Below are 14407 nucleotides of genomic sequence, written 5' to 3'. Positions count from 1 at the left end.
TAAAAGTAAAATAATTACTAACAAAAAAGCATCTGCTATGAGGCAGATGCTTTTGATAAAAGATATTTAAACTATAATTACTTGGCTACTTGCGCTTTAAAGTCGTTATACTTTATTTCCTTTTTATCCAAAGTAATTACGCTCTTAATATAATCTAATGTTTTAAGTGCTTTTACCTCCTCAAATACTTTGTTGGCGTTCTCTTTGTTTTGCATGTATTGTACAGCGTATTGTGCCAATTGCTCTTCGGCTATAGGCTGCGGGCTGTACATGGCAAATTGCTGAGCCAGGCTTTGTTTTGCTGCCGCGAAAACTTCTTCATATTTGATCTCGATATTATTGTCTTTTAATATCTTGTTCTCAATAAGTGTCCATTTAAGGTTTTTTGCAAAATCATTGTAACCACCGTCTAAATCTTCTTGCGATAAGTTTTCGTTAGTAGCTTTTAACCAGCGCTTCAAAAAGTCGTCAGGCAACTCAAAATTAACCTTATCCAAAGCGTAAGTGTAAATATCATTCTGCAGTTTTCTGTCTGCATCCTGTACCATCATGCTTTCCAGTTCTTCGGTAATTTTAGCTACAAAGCCAGCTTCGTCGGTTACAACACCTTCGCCAAATAATTTGTCAAAGAACTCCTGGTTCAAATCACCTTCTTCTAAACGGTTAACGTTTTTAACTGTCAGGCGGAAGTTTGATTTTAAATCAGCTGCTTCTGCATCATCAATACCTAAAAGGGCCGCTACTTTTACCGCGTCATTATTATAGGCTTTTTGAATATCAAATACTAACTCATCATCCTTTTTTAAACCTATCAACGATTTTTTAATTTTCTCGTCAATAACCTGGTCTAAACGAACAGAGGTTGTATTTACAATACCATCCTCAAAAACAGCACCATCAGGAGAAAGCTGCGTTAATTGCGCATATAATACGTCATCATCTGCCGATACGTCAGGATTTGTCATCTTGCCATAGCTTCTGCGAATGTTTTTGATACGTGACTGTAAGGTCTCATCGTCAACTTTAATCTCGTATTGAGTTAATTTATCTTTTGATGATAGATCAATAGTAAACTCAGGTGCCAAACCAACCTCGTAATTAAACTCAAAGTTGTCGGCAAAATCCCAGTTATACTCTTTTTTATCGTCAATCTTCGGTAACGGCTGACCCAATACCTCTAATTTTTGTTCGGTTAAGTAGTTGTTTAAAGTATCTGACAGTAAATTGTTAACCTCATCAACCAAAATGCTTTTGCCGTACATTTTTTTGATGTGTGCCGGCGGTACCATTCCCGGGCGGAAACCAGGTATCTTAGCTTTTTTAGCGTGATCTTTAATAGCTTTATCAACACGTGCCTGATAATCTTCAGGATTCATGTTAATAGTTACAACTGCATTCAGGTTATCAATCTTTTCCTGTGAAATATTCATCTTTAACGGTGTATTTAATATATGTACTTCTAGTTTATAGCTAAATGGTTGTAGATGCTATAAATTTCGAGGCGCAAAAATACGAATTTATTTTTAATTCACAGATGCCGTAGCAGGCTGAAATTTGATTACTTTATTATTTACCGGTTTAACTGTTTTAAGATAGGCATAAATTGACGATAGGTCACTTTCGCTCATTCTTCCATATTGCCCCCACGGCATAACGGTTTGAAAATCTGCTTTGTTAACCACAGGCGCTAAACTGATATCGGTGTACGATTTAAAGCGGGCTATAAATGCTTCTCGGGTCCAATTGCCTAAACCTGTTTGAGCATCAGGAGTAATATTTGCCGAAAAAACCGAATTGCCATTAACTTTAAACTCCCGTCCTCCTGCAAACTCCAACCCAGGTAATAAATCCCCGTTATTATTCTGCGAATGGCAATCCATACAAGCCGCAGACTGTACCAGGTATTGGCCATATTTAATAGTATCGCTCACTGCAGGTTTAGTACCCAATGCTGCTTTTTTAGGCATAGTATTTACTAAAATGTTAAGCGGAAAATCTAGCTCAGCCTTGGGGTGATTGGTGTTAACAGGCTTAAGTGTACGCAAATAAGCAATTATTGAGTATACATCCTCTCTATCCATTTTTGAATAGTATGGCCACGGCATTAATGGAAATATGGCTGATCCGTCCTTTTTAACACCAGTAGTAATGGCACGAAATAATTCTCCATCCGTCCATGATTTTAAGTTTGCAGGAGTTATATTAGGCACGGTAACATTACCTGGAAAACCAACGCCGGCATCAAACTTTTCACCTCCCGCACCTAAACGGGTGGTATCAACAGGGCCACCAAATTTTGTCCAATCGTGCGGCGAGTGACAATCTAAACAAACTGAAACGTTCATGGCCAAATATTTACCGCGCTCCACTCGTTGAGGTGTTATTTGTACTTTAATATCTTCGGGTTTACCTACATCGGGCAGGGCCAATGTAACATATGATACTGCTACAATAGCTACCAGAACGATAGCCAAAACAAGGTAAGCAATTATTTTAGTTGCTTTTTTCATGATGTGTGATAGGTTTAAATAAATGCGAAAAAGCCTAAAAAAGCATTTTCGCCATTTTTTGATTTATGATTAGATTAATTAACTTTTTCTATTGATGATGAACCAGATTTATGATTATTTACCGATGACGGATTGCCACGGTATTTAATGCCTGATGAACCGCTACTATGCACATTCAATTCCTGCAATACATTAATATCACAGTCACTTGAACCCGACGTAGAGATATTATAAACTCCCGTCACCAGGTCAAAAGCATTAACATTGCTACTTCCGCTTAATTCCAGATCATGCTCACTGGCCTGGCCGGTTAAATTTATTTCTGATGATCCGCTGGCATGAGTAACTAAACGCGCAGCATTAATGTCTAAGGTAAGTTTTGTTGACCCTGAAAGGCTGATATTCACGTCCTTTGCGTTGATCTTCCCGTCAGATGATACTTCCACCGCGCCCGAGGCTTTTAGCTCTTCCAAATTACGTATGCCAACTATTACAATCACATCGCCACTATTTGTACAAATATTTTTGTTTGATATGCGTAGTTTATCCCCACTGACATTAGTTTTAATATATTTTTGAATATTATCATCAGCAGTAACCGTTAATGACAAGCTGCTATCCTGTACCAGCTTGATTATATATCCTCCAGAGATATCAATTTTTGTAAAGTTGTTTACTTTACGGGTTTCAGTAACCTGGTTACCCGAGCCAATTATACAGTTATTGTCGCATGAAGATAGGGTTAACGCGATACCTACAGTCAGTACGCCTATGTTTAATATTTTCATTGCAAGTTGGTTTGTTTGTTGTAATTAGACGCTAACTTAACAACTAAAGTTACAAATTGATTTTGACAATACGGCTTGTGCGTAACAACAAAAAAAAGCCGCTCGCGATCCAGGCGAACGACTTTTAAACATACTTATAATTATAGAAAAGGTTTAGGGTATTGTAATAGGGATATTAGGGGTATTTAGTATTTTGATTAAATACTGGCCATCACTCTTGGAGCATTGCGGAACGCCGGGCTTACCGGTGTTGCAACCCTGTTCTCGGTAGTGTTCATGGCAACAAGTGCAGTGCGGTTAACTGTTGCAGCGTAGCTGTAAGTTAAGTTGTACTCCATAACATCACCAGCAAGGTCAGCTTTAGCCTGGTCATTTACATTAATGCTGGCTGCATAGTTGCTTAATTGTAAACCTGCATAAGCATTGTTGTATAAGTCTACTGTTAAGCCAATCAAGGCTAATTTATCAGATTTGATCACTGCGTTGTCATAAGCAACTACATTGCGCAAGTCGGTTACGGTTACTTCAACCAATAGTTTTTTTGCTTTATCATAGTTAGTTACACGTAAAGTGCCGTTTTGCTCTTGTACCAATGCGCTGCTGGCATAGTAAGCGGTATCATATACTTTTACCGCATCTTTAGTACCGTTAACGATATACACTTCCACGTTACCATGTGCTTCAATTTTATTGATGTTGTTGATGCCGGTTAAAGTGATTGGCTGGGTAGTTGTTGCTGCAGTAGCTTTAGTAGTTGCAGTTGTTGCTGTTAATATTACAGCTGCGATAAGGGTTAATATTGTTGCTTTCATGATATAATATTTTAATTGTTGTTAATGTCTCTGTTTGTTATTTACACCCTTATGACTACGTGAATTACAATTTGTTAATCCAAATTTTGGTGTAATAGACATACTACCTGTAACCGGCTACCAACGCCTGTATTTTATAGACCAATGGCTTGCGGTTTTTTGTAACAGAGGGAGAGAAAAGAAGAGAATGGGGCGATTATAGGTAATATTTTTCGCCGTTAAATTTAAGTTTTCCGGCATCAAGCAAAAGGCGGATAGTTTCTATACGTTCCTTTTCGGTGCCGGTATTCAACGAGGTAACCAGATCATCCAGATCCATTGGCGAGGCGGTTAGCAATTGCACCAGTTCGGTAGTAATATCATCACCAATTTCTACGGCATTTTTTTGCCGCTTTTCTTCCAGGCATACATCACATACACCGCATTTGTGGGCATTGGGTTCGTCAAAATAAGCCAGCAACATTTGGCTGCGGCATTTTTTATGTTGGGCATAAGCAAAAACCGCTTCCATTTTTTTCAAATAAGTGGCTTTGCGGTCTTCAATGTAACCTTTGTTAATATATAAGTTATTGGCATGCTGCCGGGGTTTTAAATACGTAACCTGCGGATTATCGTTTTGGGGCAAATAGCTTAATATATTAAACTCCTGTAGTTGCTTTAAACCTTCTATAACCTGTTGTACACTCATATTACTACGGCGGGCAAGGTCAAACTCGCGTATGCGTACATAGTTTTCAAAAGCCCCACCGTATGAACGTAATAGAGTTTTAATAAACTTATCCCAGCCCTTATTTTGTATCTGGAAATTATATAACTCCTCATTTTCTACCTCAAACCGTAATCGTGAAGGTAGAAACACACTTTCGTTAAATGATAAATACTCATCCTGCTCCAAAAACTTTAACGCGTTTAAAGTTTTAATCGGTTCCAGTTTAAAACGCGAGCAGAAATCGCCCAGGTCAAGGTCAAAACTCAGCCCCTCTCCTGTCTCATAAGCCAGTTGATAATAATTAGCTAACTGGTGATAAACCAGTTTGATTTCCTCCACCGTCGGAAAGTTGAGCATAAACATTTTTTCCTGCCTTAACCTATCGGGATGGTTATATAGCAAAACAGCATAGGCTTTATGCTCATCGCGCCCGGCACGGCCCGCCTCCTGATAATAAGCTTCCAGGCTTTCGGGCATATCCTTATGTATCACAAAACGCACATCGGATTTGTCAATACCCATCCCAAAGGCATTAGTGGCTACAATAATTTGGGTTTTATTAGTTTTCCAGCTTTCCTGTCGCTTAGACCGTTCATCGCTGCTTAAACCGGCGTGGTAATAATCGGCAGCGATACCATTATCTGTATAAAATTTAGCTATCTCGGCACAATCCTTTCGACTGCGAACGTATACAATTCCACTGCCTTTTACGCCATGTACAATATCCAGCATTTTACGAAACTTGTTTTCAGTATACTGTACTACGTAACTTATATTTTTACGCTCAAAGCTTTTTTGAAATACCTGTTGATTTTTAAATAGCAGTTTTTCCTGTATATCGTCTCTGACCTCTTCAGTAGCGGTTGCCGTTAAAGCTAATACAGGTACTTGTGGATGCAGTCCGCGCAGATCAGCCACGTGCAGGTATGACGGGCGAAAGTCATATCCCCATTGGGATATACAATGCGCCTCGTCAACCGCTATTAAATTAACGTTCATGTATTTGATACGTTCGCGCACCAAGTCGGATAACAAACGCTCGGGAGATAGGTAAAGGAATTTTATTGGACCGTATATGCAATTATCCAATGCAATATCCACCTCGCGCTTACCCATGCCGGATACAATGGCAATGGCTTCAATGCCTTTAGCTTTCAGGTTCTCTACCTGGTCTTTCATTAAGGCTATCAGGGGCGATACAACTATACATATCCCCTCTTTGGCCAACGCAGGCACCTGGAAACAAACCGATTTACCTCCACCTGTAGGCAACAGCGCCAGTGTATCATGCCCCAACAGTACAGATTGTATGATATCCTCCTGCATTGGGCGGAAGGCATCATGGCGCCAATATTGTTTTAATATTTCCTGTATGGTCATTTGTTGGGTAATTTCAAAACTATTAAAAAGCACCGATAGTTTTAGCAGGCATAAAAAAACCGCCACATGCAGCATGAGGCGGTTTCATATATCATTTAAAGATATTACCTTTTTTCAATTTCAACGTAATCCTTATTAACATCGCCGGTATAAATTTGACGCGGGCGGCCAATAGGCTCTTTATTTTCTTTCATCTCTTTCCATTGCGCTATCCATCCCGGTAAGCGGCCCAAAGCAAACAATACTGTAAACATATCCGTAGGGAAACCTAATGCACGATAGATAATACCTGAGTAAAAGTCAACGTTTGGATATAATTTACGCTCCACAAAATATGGATCTTTCAAAGCTACTTCTTCCAGGCGTTTTGCTATCTCCAATACCTCGTCATCAATACCTAGCTTTTCAAGGATATCATCACAGGCTTTTTTAATGATCTTGGCACGTGGATCGAAGTTTTTGTAAACACGGTGTCCAAATCCCATTAAACGGAAAGGATCGTTTTTATCTTTTGCTTTAGCTATCCATTTATCGGTGTCGCCGCCATCTGCTTTAATTTGCTCCAGCATTTCAATAACTGCCTGGTTGGCACCACCATGAAGCGGGCCCCATAATGCAGATATACCTGCAGATACCGAAGCATAAATATTTGACTCTGACGAACCTACAATACGCACTGTGGAAGTTGAACAATTTTGTTCATGATCAGCATGCAATATTAGCAAAGTGTTCATGGCGCTCACTACAACCGGATCGATCTCGATCTCTTCGGTACGCTGGCCAAACGTCATATTTAAAAAGTTGGTCACATAGTCGTATTTATTTTGCGGATAAATAACCGGGTGGCCCAATGATTTTTTATATATCCATGAAACTATGGTGGCCATTTTAGCCAATACCTTAATAATACTTTGATTAACCTCCTCTTTAGTTTGATTAGCTTCTAAAGATTCCGGATAGAAAGCTGACAGGGAACAGACCAATGATGACAATTGGCCCATCGGGTGTGATTTTGACGGAAAACCATCAAAAAACTTCTTCATATCCTCGTGTATCAGTGTATGGCGCCTTAACTCCATCCGGAAACTCTGCAGTTCATCTGCTGTAGGCAACGTGCCATATATTAACAAATAGGCAACTTCAATAAAGGTTGATTTTTCTGCCAATTGCTCAATAGGATACCCACGGTATTTAAGCACACCCAATTCGCCATCTAAAAAAGTTATAGCACTTTTGGTTGCACCGGTGTTTTTATAACCAATATCAAGTGTAATATGACCGGTAAGATCGCGCAATTTTGATATATCAATTGCCTTTTCTCCTTCGGTACCTTCAATTACCGGAAATTCGTATGTTTTACCTTCAATGGTGAGTTGCGCTGTAGATGACATAGATAAAAAAAAATATCCAACAAATATAGTAAATATGCGGGCTATTACCCTTAACTATGATTAAGGAATTGTAAAAAAAATGTATTAAATTCATCCGTTTTATAACATTTTACAACACTTTAATGCAAAAACTATTAAAAAGTGATTTAATATAATGGCCAACACGTACAGGTTTGCATTTTTAATTCAATACAGATATAGTTTTTACATATACCTTTTGCTATTAGCATTAGTGCTCACCATAATAATGATAGTTTTAGCTGTCAAACATTATAAACAGCTAAAAAAATCTGTTGGCAATCATTATAAAGCCTTTCCTGAAAGCCATTTAGAGCTTAATGCTTTATTAAATTCATTAAATGATATCATATTTGAGTGCAATGAAGACAAAGTATGCCTAAATGCGTGGTTTAATGAGACAAATTCATACGTTGTTGATGTAAGAACCTTTATAGGTAAAACCCCCGCTGATATTTTAGGTGAGAAAAGAGCCACAAAATTCAATAACGCACTTGACTATGTAATTAAATACCACAAACCCACGTCTATTGAGTTTGCATCACTTTTTGGCACAGACAGGTTTTTTTTAGCCAAGTTAGCCCCGGTATTTGATAGCCATGGAAATTATCTTTCACGCATTTCTGCATCGGTATCAGACATTTCCGAACAGAAAAAATATGCAGATGCTTTAAAGCAAAATGAACTTTTATTACTTGAAGCACAACACATTACCAAAATTGGCAATTGGTGGTATGATTTCAAATCAGGAGATAGTTATTGGTCAGCAAGTTTATTCTCTATTTTGGGTACTCCAACTATACCTAACGGCATAAATAAATATGATTATTATATAAGCCTGTTGCACCCCGAAGATGCAGATAGTTATATACAATTCCTGGCAAATATTACCACCTCTCCTATTAAGCAACATGAACACCGTTTAATTACCCCTGACGGAGATTTAAAATATATTAAAGTTATTACCGGCGACTTATTACTAGATGGCGAGGGTAAGATTACACGCATTCATGGTATAGTACAAGATATTACTGAAACCAGGTTAGCTGAAAAAGCGATTAAAATAGGCCGTAACGAATTAATTGAAGCCCAAACTATAGCCAAAATTGGTAATTGGAACTGGGATACATCATCAAAAATAATAAAATGGTCTGATGAGATAGCACGTACTGCTGAAATTGATCAGCAAGCTGCAGGCGAGTTTGGTGTTGTTAAACTATTATTAAAATACACTCATCAACATGATAAGTTTATTTTGCAGCATTTTTTAAAAAGTGTTAGCACTATTAATAATTACACCTGCGTTTTTAGGATTGTTACCCATACCGGAAAAATAAAATACGTAAGTATAATAGTTGGTAAATTAATTACACGTAATGATGGTAGCTTACGAAAAATTGCAGGTACATTACAGGACATTACCGAGCGTAAACAAGCCGAAATAGATTTTAAGCTCTCAGAAAGTAAATACAAACTGGTGTTGGAAACCATAAAACTGGTGGCCCTGTCAGTGGATAAAGATGGCACAGTTACTTTTTGTAACCAATATTTGGCAAATTTGCTGGGATATGAACAAGATCAAATAGTAGGTAAAAACTGGATTGATTTTATTCCGGCAGCTCAAAAACCCGTGCTTACCGGTTGGTTGACTGACAATGCTGTTAAACCGCAATACATTAATCCGGTAATATGCCGTAGTGGTGAGCAGCGGATAATCAGCTGGCAAAACACAGTTACTTACGATGAATATGGCCTAATCAAAGAAACTACCAGTATTGGCGAAGATATTACTGATCAGCAAAAGGCTACCGAAGCGTTAATATATGCTAAGGAAATGGCCGAGAAATCATCAGAGTTTAAATCTGAGTTTTTATCCATCATGAGTCACGAGATACGCACACCAATGAATGCTGTGATAGGCACAACTAACTTATTGTTAAGCGAAAATCCGAAACCCGAACAATTGGAGTATTTGAATATTCTCAAGTTCTCGGGAGAGAACCTGCTGGCTATTATTAACGACATTTTAGATTATAATAAAATAGAGGCCGGCAAGCTGGAGTTAAACGATATGTTGTTTGATATTCATCTACTGGCACAAAAAATCAGGAAATCGTTTTCGCCTAAGGCGTTGGAAAAACAACTGGATATTGAATTAAGTATTGACGAGGCCATCCCTCAATTTGTATTGGGTGACCAGATGCGGCTAAGCCAGATATTAAATAACCTGATAAGCAACGCGGTTAAATTTACCAATAAAGGGAAAATAGTTTTTCGCCTGGATAAAGAGTCGGAAGATACCACGCAGGTTACTATTAAATTCACTATTGCTGATACAGGTATAGGTATTGCCGAAAAAAACCTAAAAATGATATTTGATCCTTTTATGCAGGAAAGCCAATTTATTAACAGTCATACGGGCGGCACAGGTTTAGGGCTGGCCATTACTAAACGATTAATTGAACTGCATAAAAGCCATATATATGTGATAAGCGAACTGGATAAAGGGACCCAATTTACTTTTTCGCTATCGTATATGCTCCCTGAAAAAAAAGATATCGAGCCTGTCAAAGATGATTCAACCATGCTTAACCTGTATGGTATGAACGTACTAATTGTTGATGATAATAAGATGAACCTGTTTATTGCTTCTAAATTTTTGAAAAAATGGCAGGCTAATGTTGATGAAGCTTTGGATGGAAGTATTGCCGTAAACATGGTTAATAACAAACAATACGATGTTATTATTATGGACCTGCAAATGCCGGTAATGGATGGCTTTGAAGCGTCAAGAATTATTAAGGCGCTATATCCTGACCTGCCTATTATAGCGCTTACAGCTGACGCTATGCCCGAAACCTATAATAAAGCACTGGAAGCAGGCATGAGCGATTATTTAACCAAGCCTTTCGTACCTGGAATTTTCTTTGAAAAGATATCGAAGTATTATAAACCGCAGGTTTAGCTGGTTCATTAGTTAATTTGCTCATTAGTTCATTAGTATTTGCAAGCGGATAAGTTAATATAATACACGCAATAATGAACTACCCACCAATGAACCATTGAACTAATGAACCAATAAACTAATTAGTTCTTATGGCCTCAACAGGATCAAGTTTGGATGCCGAGTAAGCAGGTATAATACCTGATATTACACCAATGGCAACTGATGTACCTATACCAATAATTACATTTTTAAGGTATAAAACTATGGTTACATCCCATGCCCATTTAACTACAAATGTTCCGCCGTATACCAATAACAAACCTATTAATCCGCCTAATAAACATAAAATAACAGACTCAATAAGGAACTGTAATAATATGAAATAATTTTTAGCGCCTAATGATTTTTGAATGCCGATAATATTGGTACGCTCCTTTACCGATACAAACATAATATTGGCAATGCCGAAGCCGCCTACCAATATGGAGAACAAGCCAATAATTGCTCCTGCAATATTTACTACCGCAAATAATATATCCAATTGGTCTGATAACAGGGTAATTTTATTTAAAGAGAAATTATCATCTTCGCCGGGCTTTAAACTTCTAATGGAACGCATTGCGCCTTTTAATTCGCCCTCCAATTCATCCACCGGTACACCGGGTTTGCCTTTAACCACAATTGACTGGTTATATCTATCGCTTTGCACATCCAATACGGTGCGGGCAAAGTTTAGGGGTATTAGCACTTGCTTATCATTAGATAAGCCCAACATATCTTCCCCTTCTTTGGCAAACACACCAATTACGGTTACATATTTGCCCATAACCTTTATTTGCTTACCAACGGCCGAAACACCGGGAAACAAATTATCATAAATTTCATAGCCCAATATGGCTACCGGCGCACCCGTGCGCGATTCAATATCTGTAAAGTACCTGCCATCATCAAAATCAAAGTTCCAGGTTTTGTTATGATCCTGTGTAGCGGCAAAAATTTGAGCACCATCAACCGTATTGCTTTTATACTTTACAGTACGGTTATCAATACTTATCTCGTAGGATATAGCCTCGGCGGCCTGGCTGCGATCCTGCAATTCGCGAAAATCCCTCAATTTTGGCACCGGGCGCTGCATATACTTCCACCACGGATATTCGCCATCAGCAACCCATGGCCATTTTTCAATGTATATACTGTTGCTGCCCAGTTTATTTACGCTTTTTTGCAAGTTATCACGCAACGTATCAACTGCCGAAAAAACAGCTATAATGGTAAAAATACCAATGGTAACACCCAATAAAGAAAGCAAGGTACGCAGCTTGTTTTGCCTTAAGGCATCATACGCAAATAAAAAGCTTTCCCTAAAAAGTTTTAAAAATATCATATCGTGTGTATATTAGACATGAATCTGCCTTACACGTTACAAGGTGCAAAAAATTAATTATATATTGGCAAAGCAACACAAATACCCTAATCATCTGTTAACTTATTGCTAAAAAAATTGCATACATTTGCGCCCTGAAAATTCATATATATTAACATGAAATTATCTCAATTTAAATTCAATTTACCCGAATCATTAATTGCACACTCCCCTTCTGACGTTCGTGACGAATCACGTTTAATGGTTCTGCATCGCGATTCAGGTAAAATTGAGCATAAAGTATTTAAAGATGTACTTGATTATTTTGATGACAAGGATGTAATGATCCTTAACAATACCAAAGTGTTCCCGGCACGTATGTACGGTAATAAAGAAAAAACCGGCGCTACTATTGAAGTGTTTTTATTGAGAGAGCTGAATAAAGAGCTTCGTTTATGGGATGTGCTGGTTGACCCGGCACGTAAAATACGCGTTGGTAATAAGTTATACTTTGGCGAGGATGACCTTTTAATTGCCGAGGTTGTGGATAATACCACATCGCGCGGCCGTACCATACGCTTTTTATTTGATGGTACCGATGAAGAGTTCCGTCGTAATGTAGAAATATTAGGCGAAACACCACTGCCTAAATACATCAAACGTAAAGCTACCGAAGAAGATAAAGAACGTTACCAAACCATATTTGCTAAGCATGAAGGCGCTGTTGCGGCCCCTACCGCTGGTTTACACTTTAGCCGCGAACTTATGAAACGCCTGGAATTGAAAGGTGTTGAATTTGCTGAGGTTACGCTGCATGTTGGTTTAGGTACCTTCCGCCCGGTTGAGGTAGAGGATTTGACCAAACATAAAATGGACTCTGAACAATTTATTATTGAGCAAAAACAAGCTGATATTGTAAACAGAGGTATTGAGCGTAAAAAACGTATTTGTGCTGTGGGCACTACTTCTATGCGTGCTATTGAGTCAGCTGTCTCTGCCAATAAAACTTTAAAAGCAGCTAACGACTGGACCAGCAAGTTCATTTTCCCGCCGTATGATTTTAGCATAGCTAACTCCATGATCACTAACTTCCATACGCCGGAGTCTACTTTGCTAATGATGATATCGGCATTTGGTGGTTACGAAAATGTGATGAACGCTTACGAAGTTGCTATAAAAGAAAAATACCGCTTTTACAGCTATGGCGATGCCATGCTGATTATATAATCATTTGGTCATTAGTCATTAAGTCATTGGTTTTATTTGTTAGATTAGCTTAGAGATAGTCATACAATGACTCAATGACACAATGACTAATGATTTAAAAAACTACGCCATCATAGTAGCGGGCGGCACGGGCAGCCGGATGCAGGCCACCATACCCAAACAGTTTTTGTTATTGAATGGCTTGCCTGTTTTGATGCATACCATACAGGCATTTTACGATGCTGAATCGCAACCCCAAATTATTTTAGTTCTTCCTGCTGATGCTACCTCCTATTGGGATGAGCTATGCAAGCAATATAATTTTTACACGCCACATAAAGTAGTTAATGGTGGTAAAACCCGTTTTCATTCAGTTAAAAACGGTTTAGATACTATTACTGACAGCTATGCAGTAATTGCAGTACACGACGCTGTAAGGCCATTAACAAGCGTGCAAATTATAGATAACTCCTTTATTCAGGCAGCAGAGCACGGTAACGCGGTTGTAGCCGTAAAAAGCCGTGATTCCATCAGGCAGGTAAAAAACGATGTATCAGCCAGTTTGATACGCGATGAGATATTCCTGGTACAAACTCCGCAAACCTTCCAATCAGTGCAGCTTAAAAAAGCCTATGAGCAAGCTTACGATACTAAGTTTACTGATGATGCCAGCGTGGTTGAAGAAACAGGCGTAGCCATTAGGCTGATAGATGGTGATTACCGCAATATCAAAATTACCTTCCCCGAAGATATTGCTATTGCTGAATTATTGTTAAAGCAACTGCAGAACAATAATAATTAGCTTTTAGGATAATCATAGTAAACCAGCTTGCCGGCATCTTCAATAATTTCCATCCAGCTATCTACATCAAATTCTATCAGCATAATGGCGCATGTAGGTACATCCTGTAATTGCCTGGTTAAGTAATAAAGCAAGTCGCTCATGCCCGGATTATGCCCAACTAAGGCTATAAAATCATGCTCATCGGGCAAGGCATTGATTACCTTCATTAGCGCTAAGGTCGTAGCTTCGTAAATATCCTTATTGGTTTGGGGTTGCGGTACAGCCAGGTGCTGCGAAAAAATATTAGCGGTTGATAGCGTGCGCAAAGCCGGGCTGGCAACCAGTATTTGGGGTATTAAGCCTTTTTCTTTCAACCGTGCAGCCATAATAGCGGCATCATGTAAACCTGATTCTTGCAAAGGGCGTTCAAAATCTATAAACCCGGTTTCGTGAGTGGCTTTAGCGTGGCGAATGAGTAATAACTTTTTCATAGCAGGAT

At 38.6% G+C, this 14407-nt stretch carries 11 protein-coding genes; 3 read left to right on the top strand and 8 right to left on the bottom strand.

Annotation, left to right across the window (positions count from 1 at the left end; translation table 11 throughout):
• Positions 1-77: 77 nt before the first annotated feature.
• The 6 genes from tig to ACYVJ6_RS05160 form a co-directional block, all read right to left on the bottom strand.
• A complete protein-coding gene (tig, locus tag ACYVJ6_RS05185; protein WP_460692963.1) occupies positions 78-1430 on the bottom strand; it encodes a trigger factor in 1353 nt (450 codons plus the stop codon).
• 93 nt (positions 1431-1523) lie between these two features.
• Positions 1524-2510, bottom strand: a complete 987-nt coding sequence (locus ACYVJ6_RS05180) for a c-type cytochrome (RefSeq protein ID WP_460692962.1) — start codon at positions 2508-2510, stop codon at positions 1524-1526.
• Between the two features lie 74 nt (positions 2511-2584).
• Positions 2585-3298 carry a head GIN domain-containing protein gene (locus ACYVJ6_RS05175; protein WP_460692961.1) on the bottom strand — a complete coding sequence of 238 codons (714 nt, stop codon included), beginning with the start codon at positions 3296-3298 and terminating at the stop codon, positions 2585-2587.
• A gap of 197 nt (positions 3299-3495) precedes the next feature.
• A complete protein-coding gene (locus tag ACYVJ6_RS05170) occupies positions 3496-4110 on the bottom strand; it encodes a GIN domain-containing protein (RefSeq protein WP_460692960.1) in 615 nt (204 codons plus the stop codon).
• Between the two features lie 196 nt (positions 4111-4306).
• Positions 4307-6274 (bottom strand): RecQ family ATP-dependent DNA helicase, encoded by a 1968-nt coding sequence (locus ACYVJ6_RS05165; protein ID WP_460692959.1) that lies wholly within the window; start codon positions 6272-6274, stop codon positions 4307-4309.
• A gap of 29 nt (positions 6275-6303) precedes the next feature.
• Positions 6304-7590, bottom strand: coding sequence for a citrate synthase (locus tag ACYVJ6_RS05160; RefSeq protein WP_460692958.1), 1287 nt, complete (start codon positions 7588-7590; stop codon positions 6304-6306).
• A gap of 247 nt (positions 7591-7837) precedes the next feature.
• Here ACYVJ6_RS05160 and ACYVJ6_RS05155 point away from each other — a divergent pair, with 247 nt between their 5' ends.
• Positions 7838-10573, top strand: a complete 2736-nt coding sequence (locus ACYVJ6_RS05155) for a response regulator (protein WP_460692957.1) — start codon at positions 7838-7840, stop codon at positions 10571-10573.
• Between the two features lie 118 nt (positions 10574-10691).
• Here the strand turns inward: ACYVJ6_RS05155 and ACYVJ6_RS05150 are convergent, their stop codons facing one another.
• The gene (locus ACYVJ6_RS05150) at positions 10692-11939 is read right to left on the bottom strand and encodes an ABC transporter permease (RefSeq protein WP_460692956.1); all 1248 of its coding nucleotides are present in this window, start codon (positions 11937-11939) and stop codon (positions 10692-10694) included.
• Between the two features lie 156 nt (positions 11940-12095).
• Here ACYVJ6_RS05150 and queA point away from each other — a divergent pair, with 156 nt between their 5' ends.
• Both queA and ACYVJ6_RS05140 read left to right on the top strand, forming a co-directional pair.
• Entirely contained in the window at positions 12096-13145 is a 1050-nt protein-coding gene (gene queA / locus ACYVJ6_RS05145) for a tRNA preQ1(34) S-adenosylmethionine ribosyltransferase-isomerase QueA (protein ID WP_460692955.1), read from the top strand.
• Between the two features lie 82 nt (positions 13146-13227).
• On the top strand, positions 13228-13926 hold the full coding sequence (locus tag ACYVJ6_RS05140; RefSeq protein ID WP_460692954.1) for a 2-C-methyl-D-erythritol 4-phosphate cytidylyltransferase: 699 nt from the start codon (positions 13228-13230) through the stop codon (positions 13924-13926).
• Here ACYVJ6_RS05140 and ACYVJ6_RS05135 read toward each other — a convergent pair.
• The gene (locus ACYVJ6_RS05135) at positions 13923-14399 is read right to left on the bottom strand and encodes a SixA phosphatase family protein (RefSeq protein ID WP_460692953.1); all 477 of its coding nucleotides are present in this window, start codon (positions 14397-14399) and stop codon (positions 13923-13925) included. The genes ACYVJ6_RS05140 and ACYVJ6_RS05135 overlap by 4 nt on opposite strands.
• Positions 14400-14407 lie beyond the last annotated feature (8 nt).

The sequence above is a fragment of the Mucilaginibacter puniceus genome (assembly GCF_054783175.1).
Note: the sequence above shows the minus strand (reverse complement) of the source record. Positions and strands in the feature narration are given on the sequence as shown.

Bases quoted from the DNA above. Each gene is read 5' to 3' on its own strand.
- tig (WP_460692963.1), bottom strand. From the start codon at position 1,430: ATGAATATTTCACAGGAAAAGATTGATAACCTGAATGCAGTTGTAACT.
- ACYVJ6_RS05180 (WP_460692962.1), bottom strand. From the start codon at position 2,510: ATGAAAAAAGCAACTAAAATAATTGCTTACCTTGTTTTGGCTATCGTT.
- ACYVJ6_RS05175 (WP_460692961.1), bottom strand. From the start codon at position 3,298: ATGAAAATATTAAACATAGGCGTACTGACTGTAGGTATCGCGTTAACC.
- ACYVJ6_RS05170 (WP_460692960.1), bottom strand. From the start codon at position 4,110: ATGAAAGCAACAATATTAACCCTTATCGCAGCTGTAATATTAACAGCA.
- ACYVJ6_RS05165 (WP_460692959.1), bottom strand. From the start codon at position 6,274: ATGCTGCATGTGGCGGTTTTTTTATGCCTGCTAAAACTATCGGTGCTT.
- ACYVJ6_RS05160 (WP_460692958.1), bottom strand. From the start codon at position 7,590: ATGTCATCTACAGCGCAACTCACCATTGAAGGTAAAACATACGAATTT.
- ACYVJ6_RS05155 (WP_460692957.1), top strand. From the start codon at position 7,838: ATGATAGTTTTAGCTGTCAAACATTATAAACAGCTAAAAAAATCTGTT.
- ACYVJ6_RS05150 (WP_460692956.1), bottom strand. From the start codon at position 11,939: ATGATATTTTTAAAACTTTTTAGGGAAAGCTTTTTATTTGCGTATGAT.
- queA (WP_460692955.1), top strand. From the start codon at position 12,096: ATGAAATTATCTCAATTTAAATTCAATTTACCCGAATCATTAATTGCA.
- ACYVJ6_RS05140 (WP_460692954.1), top strand. From the start codon at position 13,228: ATGACTAATGATTTAAAAAACTACGCCATCATAGTAGCGGGCGGCACG.
- ACYVJ6_RS05135 (WP_460692953.1), bottom strand. From the start codon at position 14,399: ATGAAAAAGTTATTACTCATTCGCCACGCTAAAGCCACTCACGAAACC.